Source organism: Kitasatospora sp. NPDC058190 (genome assembly GCF_042883685.1).
GTDB lineage: Bacteria > Actinomycetota > Actinomycetes > Streptomycetales > Streptomycetaceae > Kitasatospora.
On record NZ_JBHVVI010000018.1, the window covers coordinates 15373 to 32758 of the forward strand.

Genomic DNA, 17386 nt, shown 5'->3' on the forward strand with positions numbered 1-17386 from the left:
AGCGTCATCGCCCACTCGCCTCCGATCCGAAGGGGCGGTCCGCCCCCTGGACGGCCGCGCGGGCGGCGAGGCCGAGGACGACGGAGGTCAGCACGGTGGTGGTGCCGCCGATGTCGGCGTACAGGAAGTCGACCAGCACCCAGGTGAGCAGGGCGAGCGCGGCCGGCGCCGGGCCGCGGCGGTGCCGCAGGCAGCCGAGCAGCAGGCCGAGGAAGAGCGCGGCGTAGGCGGTGATGCCGATCAGGCCCTGCTCGCTGAGCACCAGGAAGTACATGTTGTGCGGGGAGAGCAGCGGCTCGCGCTGGAAGCCGATGGTGGAGTCGGCGGCGTCACTGCCGGAGGACAGCCGCAGCGGGGCGTGGCTGTCGCGCAGCTTCGGGAAGGCCTTCGGTCCGGCGCCGTGCACGGGGTGGTCCTGCCAGATCCGCCCGGCGGTGGCCCACAGGTCGTAGCGGTCGGAGACGGACTGGTCGGGGGCGGCGGAGACGGAGCCGATCGAGCTGAGGCGTTCGGTGACGCCGGAGGCGCCGAGGCCGAGGCCGCCGACCAGGACGACCGCGGCGGCGAGGCCGAGGACGGCGCCGCGCACCAGCAGTCGGGCGTCGACGCGCAGCAGCAGGACGGTGGCGGCGACGCCGGTGGCGATCCAGCTGCCACGGCTGAAGGAGACGGCGAGCGGGAAGGCGAGGAAGGCGGCTGCGGCGAACATCGCCCGCCGCAGCCGGACGTTTCCCCCGGGACCGCGCTCGCCGAGCGCCAGGGCGAGGGCGGCGAGCAGCCCGTAGCTGACCACGGTGGACATCGCCATGATGTCCAGCGCGCCGAAGGTGCCGACGGCCCGGATCGGCTGGCCGGTGTAGGAGGCGCCGGTGCGGGTGAGGTACTGGTGGGCGCCGACCACGCCCTGGATCAGCGCGGCGAGCACGAAGGAGCCGAGGACCAGGCGCTGGTCGGTGCGGTCGCGCAGCGAGCAGAGCACCCCGGCGGGGACCAGGACGAAGACCTGGGTGAGCCGGACGAAGCCGGTGACACTGGTGGCCGGGTCGATCGAGCCGACGGTGGCGACCGCGGCGGCGACCACGATCCCGCCGAACAGCACGCAGGTGGCGCGGCTGAGCACGGGCAGTCTGCCGCGCAGCAGGTTCAGCGCGGTGAGGGTGACCAGGGCGAGCGAGGCGAGGTCGGCGGCGGTGACGTGGACGGCGGCGGTGACGTCCTTCTCGCCGGTGGGCACGCAGACCAGCAGGACGGTGGCCGCGGCCAGCAGGCTGGGCCGGTCCGCGAGCGCGGGCAGGGCCCGCCGTAAGACCGCTGCTCGCCCGCTCGCCCCCGGGGCGCTCGGAGCGCGGTCGGCGGGGAAGGTCAGCTCCACGCGGGTCAGCTCCCGTCCGGGTGGAGCATCAGGGCCGCGGTACGGCACAGGATCTTGACGTCCTGCCAGAAGCTCCAGCTCTCGATGTAGCGGTTGTCGAAGCGGGCCCGGTCCTCGATCGAGGTGTCCCCGCGCAGGCCGTTCACCTGGGCGAGGCCGGTGAGTCCGACCGGGACGCGGTGCCGGTCGGCGTACTCGGGGTAGGCCTGGCTGAACCGCATGACGAAGTAGGGGCGTTCGGGGCGCGGGCCGATCAGGCTCATGTCGCCGCGCAGGACGTTCCACAGCTGCGGCAGCTCGTCCAGCGAGCTCTTGCGCAGCAGGCGGCCGACGGCGCCCATCCGGTGGTCCTGGGAGATGTTCCAGCGGGTCGCCGCCTCGTGCTCGCTGCTGGGGCGCAGGGTGCGGAACTTGAGGACGGTGAAGAGCCGGCCGTCCAGCCCGGTGCGCTGCTGGCGGAAGAGCACGCCGGGGCCCGTGTCGAAGCGGACGGCGAGGGCGCAGAGCACCAGGACGGGGGCGAGCAGCAGCAGGCCGAGGCCGGCGGCGGTGACGTCCAGGGCGCGCTTGGCCGCCCAGCCGGGGCGGCCCATGGCCGGGCGGCCGACCCGCAGGCAGGGGAAGCCCCACAGGTGGTCGCCGCCGGCGATCGGGGCGGTCGGCAGCGAACCGTACTCGCGCAGCGCGGGCACCAGCCAGACCTGGCAGCCGAGCCGGACGGCGTCGCGCAGGGCGGCGGCGGTCTCGGCCTCGTCGGCGGCTCCGGCGGTGGCGATCACGTGCTGGACCCGGTGCCGGCGGACCTCGCGCTCCAGCACCTCGCGGCCGCCGAGGACGGGCAGAGCGGTGTCGCCGACCAGTAGCGGCGGGTCGGCGTCCAGGAAGCCGACCGGGCGCATCCCGTACTCGCCGTGCTCGCTCAGGACGGTGGCGACCTTGCGGCCGAGCCGGCCGGCGCCGAGCACCAGGGCGGGGCTGGGGCGACCGCGGCGGATCCGCCGGACCAGGTGGTAGAGGACGGCCCGGCCGACGGCGGCGATCGGCAGCTGGGCGCCGAGCAGGACGGTGAGGCGGGCCGGGGTGGCCGGGCCGCAGTCGGGCCAGCGGCCGTCCAGGCAGCCGGCCAGGGTGACCGCGAAGGCGGTGGCGACCACGGCCCGGACGGCCAGCGCGGGCAGCTCGTCCAGGACGGACAGGGTGAGCCGGGCACGGTACAGGCCGCCGGCCAGGTTGAGCAGCAGGAGCAGCGGCAGGACGGCGGGGACGCCGACCAGCGGGGCGAGCGGCACGGCCGGGTCGACGGCCCGGTTGGCGATGCCGGTGGCGGTGCACAGCGCGATCGCGTCGACCTGGACCAGTGCGAGCGGCAGGGCGAGCAGGGAGCGGACCGCCCTGGGGTGCGGGCGGGGCGGCGGCACCGCCCGGGTGTGCGCCGATCCGGCCGGCCGGTCGAGCAGCCCGGTGGCGGGCCGGCGCGGGCCGGCCAGGGGCCCACCGGATCGCGGCACACTGTCGTGGTCAATGGTCATCAGCGCACGAACTCCCCTGCTGTGTGCCCGGGGTGACGGTGCCCCGGCACCGGTGGGCGTCGGGCGGCCGCCCCGGCCCGGCGAGCGCGGTCCTGACAGCACCTGCAACCGCTGGCGGCTTTCGGCCCTCCCGCGTCGGGGCCGATCACGGAACGGCCGGTCGCACGGGACGCGGTCACGATGGGCTCTGGCGCGAATGTCCAGGATGAAATCGAAACGAAGCAGGCAAAATCCGACAATACCGAATCCGACCATGGGGGCTGGAGGTTGACTTGCCGTTTCATTCCAGCCGCCCATTAATAGGTATTTCGGATTCAACGCCCCTCCCCTTGTCCGGTTGGGGATGCGAATACGGCAGCGCCTGATTCGGCGGGCATTCACGGCATGTGAAACGATCAGATCCGCTCTGGGATACGGGCCCGTCGCCGCCCCGCGGCCGGACCGGCACCCAGCAAATGGCGGTAGAGGACGTCCACCTGTTCGACCACGGTCCGGACGTCATGGCGGGCGACCACGTGGTCACGCAGACGGGCACCGCGTCGCTCGCACTCGATCGGATCGGACAGCGCTTCCGCCATCCGGGTGGCGAGCGCGGTCACGTCCTCCGGCGGCACCACCGCCTGCGCGCGCGCCGTCTGCGGCAGGCACTCACGCGCCCCCGGCACATCGGTCAGCAGCACCGGACGGGCGGCCGCCATCGCCTCCAGCGGGGCCAGCGCCATGCCCTCCCAGCGCGAGGGCTGCACCACCAGGTCGGCCGCCGCCAGCCACGGGCGCGGATCCGGCACGTCCCCGACCAGCCTGACCCGGGACGGCTCGGCCGACCCCCGCACCAGCTCCGCGGTCCGCTGCTGGTCCGGCCCGCCGCCGACCAGCGCCAGCCGGGCCCGCGGCACCCGGCGCAGCACCTCCGGCCAGGCGGCCAGCAGCACGTCCTGACCCTTCTGCCGGCACAGCCGCCCGACGCAGACCGCGAGCGGGGCCTCCAGGTCCAGGCCGAGCGCGATCCGGGCGGCCCGGCGGTCGGCGGGTGCGTAGTGGCGCACGTCCACGCCGTTGGGCACCACCGCCCAGTCGGCGTGCACCCCGGCGGCCACGCCGTCGGCCCGCTCCTGGACGCTGACGCACAGCAGCCGGTGCGCCCAGCGGGTCGCGAAGCGCTCCCAGCGCAGGGTCGCCGCGGCCAGCGGGCCGTCCACGGCGGCGAAGGACCAGGCGTGCGGCTGGAAGACGGTCGGCACCGCGCCGCGCACGGCCAGCCGGCCGGCCAGCCCGGCCTTGGCGCTGTGCAGGTGGACCACGTCGGGCGCGGCGGCCCGGACGATCCGGCGCAGCCGCCAGGCCTCGGCGGCGGTGGACGGGCCGGGCGAGCGCTCGGCGGGCCAGTCCTGGACCAGCGCGCCCACCGCGGCCGCTTCCTCGGCGAGCCGGCCGCCGGACGGACAGGCGACCAGCACCCGGTGTCCGGCCTCGCGCTGCCCCCGGACCAGGTCGACGACGACGCGGGCGACTCCGCCGTCCACCGGCTGCGAAATGTGAAGGATCGTCATATGCACGGCGGCGAGCCTAGGATGGCTCCCCGGAACCGGACGGCACGCGTCACCCGGAGGTGGTGGGCCGTCCACCCGTACGGCTTTCGGCTCGTACAGGTGGACGGATCGCTCGGAATTCCGGGCGATTTCCCTGATTCACCGGAACCATCGGAGCCGTGTCGGCGATCCTTCGGATTCCGTCGGTATCCGGGAGGGGCTCAGCGGACCTCGGCGGCCAGGTTGGCCAGCACCTGGTCGTGGATCCGGTTCAGGCCCTTGGGCGCGAAGGTGCGCTCGAAGAAGCCGCCGATGCCGGTCGCGCCCTGCCAGGTGGCGGTCACGGTGACCTTGGTGCGGCCCTCGCCGGCGGCGGCGACGGTCCAGGCGATCACCATGCTGGAGTTGGCGTCCTTCTCCACCAGCTGGTCGGGCTTGGGCGCCGAGACGGTGAACAGGCAGTCGCGCACCCGCTTCTCGGTGGCCTGCAGCTTCCAGTGCACCTGGGTGCCGGCGCCGGTGCCGCCGACCCGGACCTCGTACTCGCTGTACTGCGCGGGCAGCAGCTTGGGGCGGGTCACCTGGTAGTCGGCCAGCGCCTCGTACACCCGCTCGGGGGTGGCGTCGTAGACCCGCTCGGTGGTGGCCTGCACCTGTCCCATGACCTTGCTCTCCTCGTGTGGTGGGTACCGCTCTCCGTACCGCTCTCCCGGCAAGACAATCACAGGGGCGCGGCCGCGACGCGGCGGGATAGGGTGGCCGGTGTGCTCGATCTGGTGACTGCGCTGCGCTACGTGGACCCGCTGCGGGCCGGCGGCTCGGTGCCCGGGGTGGTGGAGACCGACGACCTGGGAACGTACGTGGTCAAGTTCACCGGCGCCGCCCAGGGCCGCAAGGCGCTGGTGGCCGAGGTGATCGTCGGCGAGCTGGCCCGGCGGCTGGGGCTGCGGGTGCCGGAGCTGCGACTGGTGGACTTCGACCCGGTGGTGGCCGCGGACGAGCCCGACGCCGAGATCCAGGACATGCTCAAGGCCAGCGCCGGCCTCAACCTCGGGATGGACCTGCTGCCCGGCTCGCGGGACTACCGGCCGGGGATGATCCCGGTGGACTCCGTCGAGGCCGGGCGGGTGGTCTGGCTGGACGCGCTCACCGGCAACGTCGACCGCACCGTGCACAACCCCAACCTGGTGGTCTGGCACAACCGGCTCTGGCTGATCGACAACGGCGCCGCGCTGATCTTCCACCACCGCTGGGCCACCGCCGAGGCCTCGGTCGGCAAGCGGTACGACCTCAGCACCCATGCGCTCGGCGGCTCGGCCCCGGACGTCCGGCTGGCCGACGAGGACCTCGGGCCGCTGGTCACCGTGGAGCTGCTGGAGGAGGTGCTCGCGCTGGTCCCGGACGAGTGGCTGGCCGACGAGCCCGGCTTCGACTCGGTGGACGCCGTCCGGCACGCCTACGTCACCCATCTGGCCGCCCGGGTGGTGCTCTCCGAGCAGTGGCTGCCGGAGGGCTTCGCCACCCCCGAGCAGATGCGCGAGGCGGAGCTACGACGGGCGGCACGTACCCGGGCCGGTCGGCCGGCCTGGCTGCGGGAGGTGCCGGACCTGCACGGCAAGCCGTCGGTGGAGACGGTCTGGGAGCACCACTTCGAGTGAGCGCCGGGGCCCTAGCCCAGCCAGTGGTACTCGATCGCGGTGCCGGCCAGCAGGCCGAAGCCGATCAACGCGAACGCCACGTCCCGGTGCAGCTGCTGCACCCGCGCGATCAGGAACGTGGCGCCCAGGCCCAGCAGCGGGCCCAGCACCACCAGCAGTGGATAGACCAGTCCGCCGGTCTCGCCGCTGGCGAACGCCATCACCCCGACCATGTAGGCACCGAGGCCAAGAGGCATCAGCATCGGCGCGGCGAGGAGGAGCTGGCCCACGCCCAGGGCCAGCGCGAGCCTGTTCCGGGTACGGGGGAGGGTCTCGGCCATGCCGCTCAACTCCTGTGGTGAATCCGCTGGTTACGGATCCATCCTGTTCCGCGGGTGGGGCGGCGGCCTGAGTACGGGTACTCAAACGCGACTGGGGAGCGGGACCATGGGCCCCGCTCCCCAGCTCAGCGTTCAGTGCTCAGCGCATGGTGGTCAGCGCCTCAGCGCCACCACTGGACCGCCTTCTCGGCGTTGATGATGCCCGCGCCGTAGAAGCCGTTGTCGTCCGCGCCGCCCTCACAGGTGGCCTTCCACTGGCCGGCGCCGCCCGGGTTGAACGCGCCGGTCGGGCACGGGTGGGACTCGGCCTGGTTGGTCAGCAGCTCGGTCAGCTCGTCCGGGCTGGCCCACGGGAAGGTGGAGGCGAGCAGCGCGACCACACCGGTGACGTGCGGGGTGGCCATCGAGGTGCCCTGCATGTAGCCGTACTTGTTGCCCGGGATGGTCGACAGGATGCGACCGTTCTTGTCCGGGGTGTTCGGGATCTGGAAGCGGGCGTCACCGCCCGGCGCGGCGACGGTCACGACGCCCTTGCCGTAGCTGGAGTAGTACGACTTGTCGCCGTTGACGCCCACCGCGGAGACCGCGATGACACCGGGCAGTTCGGTCGGCAGCGACAGGCAGTCGTTGGTGACCGGGCGGGTGCCGGGGGTGGTGTCGTCCGGGCTGGAGACGTCGGTGGTCTTGTGCGCCAGGTCGATGTTCTCGTTGCCCGCGGCGGCGACGTTGAGAACGCCCTTGCGCTGCGAGAACGCGACGGCCTTACGGACGGCGTCCGTGATCGCGGCCTGGTCCTTGTCGTTCGGGCAGTTGAACATCCACGGGTCGACGTAGTAGCTGTTGTTCGTCACCTTGAAGCCGTGCTCGCCGGCCCACACGAAGCCGCAGACCGCGTTCTCCGGGTAGATGAAGCCGCCGTCGTCGACGACCTTGACCGCGGCCAGCTTCACGTTCGGGGCGATGCCGACGATGCCCTTGCCGTTCTTGGCGGCGGCGATGGTGCCGGCCACGTGGGTGCCGTGGTCGCTGGTGGTGGGCTGCCAGGCCTTCCAGTCCGTGTTCGTCTTGCCGTCGATGCAGGAGACCGACTGCGAGGCGTCCACGTTGGCGGCCAGGTCCTCGTGGGTGGCGTCGATGCCGGAGTCCAGCACGCCGACGGTGACGTTGCGGCTGCCGAGCGAGATCTTGTGCGCCTTGTCGACACCGATCTGGCGCATGTCCCACTGGTTGGGCTCGTACGGCTCCTGGCCGTCCGTGGCGGCACCGACGGGCTCGGCGGCGACGTCGGCCTTGCCCTGGTCGGAGGCGAGGATGCCCTTGGTGCGGCTGGCGCCGACGGAGTCGACGCCCTTGGCCAGACGCAGCTTCTCCGCGAACTTGGTGTCGTTCGAACGGGCGACCACGACGCCGATCTGCTCGTACGACTGGACCACCGTGCCGCCGAGGCCGGTGATGGCCTTCTCGACCTTCTGCACCTGACCGTGGTTGGCCTTGGTGTTGACGACGTAGCTGAGCAGCGGACCGGTCGTCGAGTCGCCGGTGGGCGCCGCGACGGCGGTGCCGGCCGGGAGCGCGAGGGCGCCGGCGGTGGCGAGCACGACGCCCACCGCCGCGTACCGGGTCCGGCTGATCCGAGGAACTCTCATTGGGGTTGGCCCTCCCGAGTCGTCATGCGGCAGCTGCGGTGTGGCAGGTGCGCTGGGAATGACCGGACGTTAATGAATATTGGCTGATATGCGCAAGAGGTAGTCATCTAATCGTCACATCTCAACCAACACTGGAGCTTACGAGTCCGCAGCTCAACAGGGGCAACAGAGGTAAAGATTGTTAAAAAGTGATGGTTCGCCAACGAGCCGATGGTCTAGAGCGCGTACATCAGAGTGCGTACAGTCGGCGCGCGTTGTCGGCGGCGATCATCCGCGCCAGGCGCTGCCCGTCCGCCACCGAACAGGCGTCGTCCGCCTGCCAGTCAGCCAGCAGCGCACCCAGTCCGTGCCGGAACTGGGCGGTGCCCACCAGGAACAGTTCGGGCAGCCCGTAAGCGTCGGTGGAGAACAGCAATTTGCCGAACGGCGCCAGTTCCAGCATCTCGCCGAGGACGGCCGCCACCCGCGGACCGGTGTAGGAGGCCGTCAGCCCGAGGTCGGTGTACACCGTCGGGAAGGCCTGGGCCAGCCAGGCGGCCTGCCGGTGGTAGGGGTAGGCGTGCAGCAGCACCAGCGGGACGCCGCTCGGCTCGGCGGCGCGGACGAAGTCGGTCAGCAGGGACGGGTCGGCGCGGTGCAGGGTGAGGTCGGGATCGCCGAAGCCGGTGTGGAGCTGGATCGGCAGGCCCAGCTCGGCGCAGACGTCCACGGCCGTCCAGAGCAGGTGGTGCAGCAGCACCGGGTCGGCCAGCCGGCCGCGGCCGCCGTGCAGCCAGGCCCCGGCGGCGGCCACCACGGCGGTGCGCGCGGGCCGTTCGGCCGGGGCGGCCAGGCCGTGCCGGTAGGCGAGCACCGACTTGACCGCGACGGCGCCCGCGGCCGCCGCCGCGAGTGCCTCGCCGACGGCTCGCGGCCAGTCCTCGGCGCCGGCCGTCACCGCCTCGGCGACCGTCTCCAGCCGGACCACCTCGCGCACCACCGCCCCGGTGGCCTCGGCGAGTTCGGTCAGCGGCAGCAGCTCGCGGCCGGCCGCGGCGGTCAGCCCGGTGTCCACCAGGCAGGTGTCCAGCCCCGCGGCCGCGAGCAGCCGGCGGGTGGCCTCGGCGGCGCCCAGCTCGCGCCGCCGGGCCAGGTAGTCGGCGGCCGGGGTGTGCGCGGGCAGGCCGAGCGCGGGCGGGCACCAACGCCGCACCGCCAGGCCGATCGCGCTGTCGAAGGGCGAACAGCCTGGCGCGGGCGGGCGGTCGGACTCGGTGAGCAGCCCGGCCAGGGCATCGTCGGCGAGCTCGGCCGCCACCACGCTGTGGCAGTGGTGGTCGACGAGCTCCGCGACCTCCAGTGCCGCAGCCTCCGGCCGGGCCGCCACCGGTCAGTACCGCCAGCGGGTGGCCGCGATCAACTCCTCGGGCCCGGCGGCCGCGTACTGCTCGGCCTCGGCCCGGCGCACCGCCAGCACCGCCTGGTACAGCGGATCGCCGAGCGCCTCGCGCAGCATCGCCGAGCGCTCGTAGGCGGCGATCGCCTCGGCCGGGCTCTGCGGCAGCCGGGGCACCGTGCCCGGCTCGGCGGCGGCCGGATCGCCGGTGAACTCCGGTGGCAGCGACCGGCGTTGCTCCAGCCCGGCCAACCCCGCGGCGAGCACCGCGCCGACCGCCAGGTACGGGTTGGCGCTCGCGTCGAAGCACTTGACCTCGGCGTTCGCGGTTGCGGCGCGCTCCCCGGTGGAGCCGGTGACCAGGCGCAGCGCGGCCTCCCGGTTCTCCAGGCCCCAGCACTGGTAGGCGCCGGCCCAGTGCTGGGGCACCAGGCGCAGATAGCCGGCCGGGCTGGAGCAGCCCAGCACCAGCAGCTCGGGCAGCGCCTCCAGTACCCCGGCGACGAAGCCCTCGGCCTCGGCGGTCAGGCCGTGCGGCCCGGGGCCGCCGTGGCCAAGGTTGCGCCCGTCCCGCCAGAGGCTGACGTGCAGGTGCCCGCCGTTGCCGACCCCGTCGGGCTCGACCACGGGGGCGAAGGAGGTCCGCAGGCCGTGCTTGGCGGAGACGGCCCGGATGGTGTGCCGGACCAGCACGGCGGTGTCGGCGGCGCCGACCGGGCCCTCGGGGGCGACCGAGACCTCGAACTGGCCCGGGGCGTACTCGGGGTGGATCTGCAGCACGCTCAACCCCTGCTCGCCGAGGGCGCGCACGACGTCGCGCAGGTAGTCGGAGAGGTCGGTGAGCCGGTGCATCCCGTAGGCCGGGCCGTACGTCGGGTACTGCGGCGCCGCCTGCGGGGGGCCGTCCAGCGCGACCACCCACTCGACCTCGATGCCGGCCCTCAGGCTCAGCCCGCGCGCGGCCGCGGCGGCCTCCATCCGGCGGGCGAACAGCCGCTGGCAGCCGGGGTGCGGGCCGCCGGCCTGGGTGTGGCGGTCCCCCGGGGCCCAGGCCCAGCCGGGCTGGGCGGCCAGCGGGACGATCCGGTCGAGGTCGGGGTAGAGCCGCAGGTCCCCGGTGGGGCCGCCGATGATCGGGCTGGTGGTGATGGAGTCGTCGGCGAGGAACACGTCGAAGCAGGGCGCGGCGCCGACGCCCCATTCGGCGGCGTGCACCAGGCCGCCGAGCGGCACGGCCTTGACCCGGGTGATGCCCGCGTTGTCCACCCAGGTGACGGCCACCACCTCGACCGCGGAGGTGCGCAGCCGGTCGGCGGCCTCCTCGGCCCGCGCGGCGCGCTCGGCCCGCGGGGGCAGCGCGACGGCGGCCGCGAGGGCGCCGTGGCCGGGCCCCTCGGCGGGGTCGGCGCCCTGGGCGGTGGTGCTGACGATCGTGGTCATGTCTCCATGCTGCCCCGCCCGTTGGGGTTGCGTAACTCCCCTATCGAGTGGTCCAAACGGACGACCGTCCGCCCGTTCACCCGTTCGGGGCGAAGCGGGCGACCAGTTCCCCCGCCGTGATCCGCTCCACGGCGTCCGGGGCGGCGTCCAGCCGGCCCGGGTAGAGCCGGTAGAGCGTCCCGCTCGCCCCCTCCGGGACGGGCGTGTCGGCGTGCACCAGGGCCGCGAAGGCCCTGGTCCCGGCGAGGCGTTCGGCGATCAGCCGGGCGGTGTCGTCGGCCGGCTGCTCGGTGCGGTGGTCGCTCTCGTACCGCCCGCGCAGCCGCTCGGCGAACGCCGCCACCGGCTCGTCCGCGCCCCGGCGGTAGCGGCCCAGCCCGCGGCCGGAGCGGTCGCGCACCCAGACCTCGTCGCTGGCGGCCGCCGCGGCGGCGCAGCCGAGGTCCCACAGGGTGGCGCGGGTGCCCGGGGCGAAGTGGGTGGTCACCGAGTGGGCCAGCGAGCCGATCTCGGCGTGGTGCCGGTAGAGGTTGTGGAACCCGGCACCGGAGCCGACGTTGAGGTCGGTCCAGGTGAAACTGCGGGTCTGCAGGTCGACGATCATCGGCACGCAGATCCGGGCGTCCCCGGCGAGGTCCAGCCGCTGGCGGACGCTCCTGGGGTGGAAGCTGCCCGTGCGCTGCCGGGCCGCCTCGGAGGGGGTCAGGGTCATGAAGCCGGCGAACGCGTCGGTGAGGTCCTCGAAGGGGACGTCGTTGTAACTGAACACCACCACCACGGCGTACCGGGCGCGGGCCTTGCCCAGCGCCTGGAGGTCGAGGTCGACGAACTCGGTGGCGCCGTGCGGCGGCGGGGCGGTCGTGAAGTCGCCGGAGTGGACGGCGGCACGCGGGCCGAGCACCAGCCGGGTGTAGTCGCACAGGCCGGTGAACTGCCATTCCTCGTCGTAGAGGGCGACCGACAGGTCGAGGTCCACCCGCTGGTGCGGGCGCTGCATCCAGTGCACGAACAGCCGCAGGTGCTGCCCGTACGGGAGCCGCTGCACGCTGCCGCGCGGCACGGCGACGAGGGTCTTGGCACTGGCCCGCTCGGCGAACGGGACCACCAGGTCGGCCAGGCCGGCGTCCAGGACGGCCACCTCGTAGCGCCCCGAAGCGGCCGCCGACCGCTCGGCCCGGCGCAGCAGTTCGGTCTCGATCAGGGCGCAGACCGGCGCGCTCAGATCGGCCGGGACAGGCGTGCCCCAGTCGAAGCGGGAGTGCGCCGAGGCGACCCGGCCGCGCGGGAAGTACAGCCGCCGCTCGCCGCGTTCGCGCGGCGAGCGCAGCCGCCCGTACGCGCCGAGCAACGGGCCGGGGGCGACCGCGCGCAGGGCCGTGGGCAGCGCGTCGGCGAGTTCGGCGGGCAGCGGTTCGCCGGGGAACCAGGTGGCGTGCACCCGCAGCAGGTGGTGCAGTCGGCGGACCAGTTCGCCGGGGCGGCGGGCCAGCAGCCGGACGGCGCCGGGCACGTCGCCCTGTTCGAGGGCGTGCTCGACCCGGGCGGCGAAGGTCTCCACGGTCAGCCGGGTGTGGCCGCCGGGCGTCTCGCGCACCCGCAGCGGGGCGGGCGCCTCGCGCAGCTCCGGGCCGAGGCCGTGCAGGTCGAGGTCGCTCTGCCGGACCACGGCGAAGGCGGCCGCCGCGTACGGGAAGCGCTCGCGGTGCTCGTACGGGTGCAGCAGTTCGCCGGCCCGCAGCCAGGCCTGCCGGTGGCGCCGCAGGTCCTCGGCGAGGGTGCCGACCGGGAGGGCGTCCAGGAGGGCGAGGAGGTCGCGGCGCAGCGGGCGGGGCAGGTTGCGCAGGCGCAGTGTGCGGGCGGTCTCGGGCAGCAGGTCGGGTTCGGCGCCGGACCAGGCCCAGATCAGCCGCAGCACGTCGGTGGCGGTGGTGAGGTGGGCGCTGAGCAGCGGGCGGGTGCGCTCCGGGTCGCGGCGCAGCAGGGCGGCCAGCACGCCGGCGCGGCTCTCCCGGACCGGGATCGCCTCGGGCAGCCAGGCGGCCGGGTCGGCCGGGGCGTGGTCGAGCAGCAGGGCGAGGTCCTCGCGCTCCTGCGGGTTCAGCGGGGTCTGCCGGGCGAGCAGGGCGGCCAGCGCGGCGCCAGCGAGCTCGGCCGGGTCGCCGGCCTCGGCCAGGCGCAGCGGCCGCAGCGCGCTGCCCGGCGGAAGGACGCGGGCGGCGCGGCGGGCGGCGCGGGTGTCGAGCGAGAGGTGGCGCTCCTGCTCCAGCGGGGTGCGGCAGACCGGGCAGTGGCGGTCGTCGAAGGACGCGACCAGGTCGTCGTAGCACTCGCCGCAGATCAGGTGGGCGCAGGGGGCGAGGGCGCCGATCCCGGCCTCCAGGCTGCTGCGCTCGCAGACCAGGCAGAGCTGGCTCGCCTGGCAGAGCAAGTAGCCGCGGATCTGCGCGGAGTAGTCGGCGTGGGCGTGCGAGGGCACGCCCTCGGGGAAGCGGCGGAACAGCGGCTCGTGCCGGCGGTCGCTGCCGAGCAGGGTGTCGATCCCGCGCAACAGCCGGGTGCAGGCGTCGGCGAGGTCCGCCGGGCGGAGTCGGCCGAGGGCGGCGCGCAGGTCGCGGGTCAGTACGTGTCCGCGCTGGGCCAGGTCGGCCTCCAGGGCGATCAGGCCCTTGGCCGTCCACGGTTGCGGCTCCTCGGGCGCGGCTCCGTCCCGGACCAGGACCAGGCCGTGCCGGCGCAGCAGGTAGTCGTCCAGTGCGGCGCCGGTGGCCGCGGCGTTCTGCTTCTTCACTGCGCTCTGTTCCCCCGACGTCCCCCGATGGATACGACAAAGCGGGGGCGGAGAGTGGGCGCACTCGGTCATGTGAAAGATGAGAGAAGGAAGCACGCCGCGGAGCCGCCCCCGCGTCGATCACCCTAGCGAAGACCGGGCCCGGTCCCCGAACGGTTTTCCGCCCACGCCCCCTTCCTACTCGCGAGTAGCTTCGCTACAGTGGCCGGACACGTACCACCGCCGGGCTTCGGGAGCCGCACCGGCGGGAGGTCGCGGTCGCCGTGTCTGCGGCGGGCGCGCGGTGCGTCTTCACCGGCCGGTGCCGCGAACGGCGGCGGGCCGGGTTTCTCTCCTCGGATCAGAGTCGCTTCCTTCACCTTCGAGCGCCTGAGCACCACGGCACACCCCGCAGTTCGGCCGGAGCGGACCGGCCGCTGCCCGGGTGCGCCGTAACCCGCCATCTCCCCAGCCCCCGCGCGTGGACCCTCCTCCGGCGGCGGCCGCCCCCGTCCCCGTCGACGGGTGCGGCGGCGTGCCCGCCGGAGCACGCGCGGGCCCTTCATGACTAGGAGTCAGGACCATGGAGCGTCCCTTCCCCACCGTCGCCGTCGTCGGCCTCGGCACGATGGGTGCCGGTGTCGCGGTCGCCGTCGCCAAGAGCGGCCGCCGGGTGATCGGCATCGAGGCGAGCGAGGACTCCGCCACCCGGGCGCTGGCCCGGATCGAGGCGGCCACCGCGCACGCGGTCGACCGGGAGCGGATCACCGCCGAGGAGCGCACCGCGCTGCTCGCCCGGATCTCGGTCGGGCACGAGCTGACGGCCGCCGCCGAGGCGGACCTGGTGATCGAGGAGGTGCCCGAGCAGCTGGAGCTGAAGCGGGAGGTCTTCGCCGAGCTGGACCGGATCTGCCCGGAGAGCACGGTGCTGGCCACCGGCACCACCGCGCTGTCGGTGACCCGGATCGCCGCCGCGACGGCCCGCCCGGAGCGGGTGCTGGGCCTGCACTTCTTCAACCCGGTGCACACCATGAAGCTGGTCGAGGTGGTCCGCACCGTGCTGACCTCCCCGCAGACCGCCGAGGACGCCGCCGCCTTCGCCCGCGACCTGGGCAAGGAGCCGGTGGCGGCGGGCGACCGGGCCGGCTTCGTGGTGAACGGCCTGCTGTTCGCCTACCTGAACCAGGCCGCGGCGATGTACGAGTCCAAGTACGCCTCCCGGGAGGACATCGACGCCGCGATGCGGCTCGGCTGCGGCCTGCCGATGGGCCCGCTGGCGCTGCTCGACCTGATCGGCATCGACACCGCGCGCACCGTGCTGGAGGCGATGTACGAGCAGTCCCGCGACCGGCTGCACGCGCCCGCGCCGATCCTCGGCCAGCTGGTCTCGGCCGGGCTGCTGGGCCGCAAGTCCGGGCGCGGCTTCTACACCTACGAGGCGCCGGGCTCCTCCAAGCCGGTGGACGCGGCGACCGGTCCGGCCCGGCCGAAGGTGCCCGGCCGCGCCGTGCGCACCGTCGGCGTCTGCGGCTCGGGGACGATGGCCACCGGCATCGCCGAGGTCTTCGCCAAGGCCGGACACCCGGTGCTGCTGGCCGCCCGCAGCCAGGAGAAGGCCGACCGGGCCAAGGCGCAGCTGGCCAAGTCGCTGGAGCGCTCGGTCGCCAAGGGCCGGATGTCCGCCGAGCAGCGGGACGCCGCGCTGGAGCTGGTCACCCCGGTCGGCCAGTACACCGAGCTGGCGGACGTGGACCTGGTGGTCGAGGCGGTCGCCGAGGACCTGGCGGTCAAGCGGGAGCTGTTCGCGACCCTGGACAAGATCGTCCGCCCCGGCGCGGTGCTCGCCACCACCACCTCCTCACTGCCGGTGATCAGCTGCGCGACCGCCACCTCGCGGCCGCAGGACGTGATCGGCATGCACTTCTTCAACCCGGCCCCGGCGATGAAGCTGGTCGAGGTGGTCTCCACCGTGCTGACCGCCCCGGACGTCACCGCGACGGTGCTGGAGCTGACCGCCGAGGTCCGCAAGCACCCGGTGGAGTGCGGCGACCGGGCCGGCTTCATCGTCAACGCGCTGCTCTTCCCCTACCTGAACGACGCGGTGCGGATGCTCCAGGAGCACTACGCGACGGTGGACGACATCGACACCGCGATGAAGCTGGGCTGCGGCTACCCGATGGGCCCGTTCGAGCTGCTGGACGTGGTCGGCCTGGACGTGTCGCTGACCATCGAGCAGGTGCTGCACCAGGAGTTCCGCGAGCCGGGTCTGGCCGCGGCGCCGCTGCTGGAGCACCTGGTCGCGGCCGGCTGCCTGGGCCGCAAGACCGGCCGCGGCTTCCGCGACCACGCCCGCCGGTGACCAGCCCGCAGGCCGGGGGCGGCTCCGTGCCGTACGGCCCGGGTTCGGGCCCGTACGGCACCGGCTGGGCCCCGGGGACGGTCTCCGCGCGCTGGCCGAGACCGGCCGTGACCGGCCCGGTCGTGCCGGTGCGCCGGGGAAGGGCCGCGGCGGCGCCGCCGGGGCCGTGTAGCGTTCCGGACATGGATCGGGTTCAGTCAGCCACCCCGCAGCAGTCCGCCGCACCGCGCGGCACCGACCGAACGCCCCCCTCCGCCGGGGACGGCGGCCCGGGCAGCCGCCGGGCGGCGGCGCAGCGCCAGCAGATGCGTCAGGACCTGGCCGCGGCCGCGATGGAGCTGTTCGCCTCGCAGGGCTACGAGGAGACCACGGTCGACCAGATCGCGGCGGCCGCCGGGGTGGCCCGGCGCACCTTCTTCCGGTACTTCCGGTCGAAGGAGGAGGCGATCTTCCCGGACCACGACGACACCCTGGTCCGGGTGGCGGACCTGCTGGCCAGTGCCGAGCCGGAGGAGCACCCGCTGGACGTGGTCTGCCGGGGCATCAAGGAGGTGCTGCGGATGTACGCCTCCACCCCGGGGGTGTCCGTCGCGCGGTACCAGCTGATCCGTCAGGTCCCGGCGCTGCGCGAGCGCGAGATCGCCGTGGTGGCCCGGTACGAGCGGCTGTTCACCCGCTACCTGCTGGGCCGCTTCGACACCGGCGAGTCCATCCCGTCGGGCTGGCAGCGCGGCGGCGAGGACGACTCGATGCTGGCCGAGGTGTCGGCGGCGGCGGTGGTCGCGGCGCACAACCACGTGCTGCGGCGCTGGCTGCGGGCCGGCGGCCGGGGCGATGTGGAGGCCCAGCTGGACCACTCCTTCGAGGTGATCCGGCGGACCTTCTGGGCCGCCAGCGCGCCGGGTGCCAGACGCCGGGGCTCGGTGGTGGCACCGGGTGCCAGTGGGATGCCAGGGGACGTGGTGGCGGAGAGCGCACTGAGTGCCAGCCCCGGAGGTGAGGTGCTCATCACAGTCGCCCGGACGGACGCTCCGCTGGACGTCGTGGTGGACAGCATCCGGGCCGCACTGAGTGGCGCCCGGGACTCCTGAGGCGGCTATTCACGCAGGTCAGAGGCATATCGAGGGCCCGCACCGAACAGTCGGCGCGGGCCCTCGGCGTACCCGCACTACGCGCGTTTCGCACCTTTCCAGAGCGTCGGAATTCCTGACACCCGGTGTCTTTACGAGTGGCACAGGGTGCCACTACGTTGTTACCCACCAGTCGCGGCGCCGCGGCTCCCACCTCGGCGCGCCGTCGTCCGGCGTTCCCACACCCCGGGAGCAGTGCCAGCCCCCGCCCGGCCCACCACCGGGCGACAGCCTGACCGCCAACCACCCACCTCAGCGAAG

The 17386-nt window shown here is 74.1% G+C and carries 12 protein-coding genes; 3 read left to right on the plus strand and 9 right to left on the minus strand.

What is annotated here, in order from left to right; translation table 11 throughout:
• Positions 1–4: 4 nt before the first annotated feature.
• The 4 genes from ACFVWU_RS11270 to ACFVWU_RS11285 all read right to left on the minus strand — a co-directional run bounded on the left by ACFVWU_RS11270 (position 5) and on the right by ACFVWU_RS11285 (position 5092).
• The gene (locus ACFVWU_RS11270) at positions 5–1372 is read right to left on the minus strand and encodes an O-antigen ligase family protein (protein ID WP_387618157.1); all 1368 of its coding nucleotides are present in this window, start codon (positions 1370–1372) and stop codon (positions 5–7) included.
• Between the two features lie 5 nt (positions 1373–1377).
• On the minus strand, positions 1378–2901 hold the full coding sequence (locus ACFVWU_RS11275; RefSeq protein ID WP_387618159.1) for a sugar transferase: 1524 nt from the start codon (positions 2899–2901) through the stop codon (positions 1378–1380).
• Between the two features lie 395 nt (positions 2902–3296).
• On the minus strand, positions 3297–4451 hold the full coding sequence (locus ACFVWU_RS11280) for a glycosyltransferase (RefSeq protein ID WP_387618162.1): 1155 nt from the start codon (positions 4449–4451) through the stop codon (positions 3297–3299).
• A 200-nt stretch (positions 4452–4651) separates the two neighbouring features.
• A complete protein-coding gene (locus tag ACFVWU_RS11285; RefSeq protein ID WP_387618165.1) occupies positions 4652–5092 on the minus strand; it encodes an SRPBCC family protein in 441 nt (146 codons plus the stop codon).
• A gap of 102 nt (positions 5093–5194) precedes the next feature.
• Here ACFVWU_RS11285 and ACFVWU_RS11290 point away from each other — a divergent pair, with 102 nt between their 5' ends.
• Positions 5195–6088, plus strand: a complete 894-nt coding sequence (locus ACFVWU_RS11290; RefSeq protein ID WP_387618167.1) for a HipA family kinase — start codon at positions 5195–5197, stop codon at positions 6086–6088.
• Between the two features lie 11 nt (positions 6089–6099).
• Here the strand turns inward: ACFVWU_RS11290 and ACFVWU_RS11295 are convergent, their stop codons facing one another.
• The 5 genes from ACFVWU_RS11295 to ACFVWU_RS11315 all read right to left on the minus strand — a co-directional run bounded on the left by ACFVWU_RS11295 (position 6100) and on the right by ACFVWU_RS11315 (position 13657).
• Positions 6100–6408, minus strand: a complete 309-nt coding sequence (locus ACFVWU_RS11295; protein ID WP_387618170.1) for a hypothetical protein — start codon at positions 6406–6408, stop codon at positions 6100–6102.
• A 161-nt stretch (positions 6409–6569) separates the two neighbouring features.
• Positions 6570–8054 carry a S8 family serine peptidase gene (locus tag ACFVWU_RS11300; RefSeq protein ID WP_387618173.1) on the minus strand — a complete coding sequence of 495 codons (1485 nt, stop codon included), beginning with the start codon at positions 8052–8054 and terminating at the stop codon, positions 6570–6572.
• 229 nt (positions 8055–8283) lie between these two features.
• Positions 8284–9420 (minus strand): amidohydrolase family protein, encoded by a 1137-nt coding sequence (locus tag ACFVWU_RS11305; RefSeq protein ID WP_387618176.1) that lies wholly within the window; start codon positions 9418–9420, stop codon positions 8284–8286.
• A gap of 3 nt (positions 9421–9423) precedes the next feature.
• Entirely contained in the window at positions 9424–10869 is a 1446-nt protein-coding gene (locus tag ACFVWU_RS11310) for a glutamine synthetase (protein ID WP_387618178.1), read from the minus strand.
• A 76-nt stretch (positions 10870–10945) separates the two neighbouring features.
• On the minus strand, positions 10946–13657 hold the full coding sequence (locus ACFVWU_RS11315) for an MXAN_6230/SCO0854 family RING domain-containing protein (protein WP_387618181.1): 2712 nt from the start codon (positions 13655–13657) through the stop codon (positions 10946–10948).
• A gap of 562 nt (positions 13658–14219) precedes the next feature.
• Between ACFVWU_RS11315 and ACFVWU_RS11320 the strand changes: the two genes are divergently transcribed.
• Positions 14220–15995 (plus strand): 3-hydroxyacyl-CoA dehydrogenase family protein, encoded by a 1776-nt coding sequence (locus ACFVWU_RS11320; protein WP_387618183.1) that lies wholly within the window; start codon positions 14220–14222, stop codon positions 15993–15995.
• A gap of 182 nt (positions 15996–16177) precedes the next feature.
• Positions 16178–17086: a TetR family transcriptional regulator gene (locus ACFVWU_RS11325; RefSeq protein ID WP_387618185.1), complete on the plus strand. Its 909-nt coding sequence runs from the start codon at positions 16178–16180 to the stop codon at positions 17084–17086.
• The last annotated feature ends 300 nt before the right edge of the window (positions 17087–17386 follow it).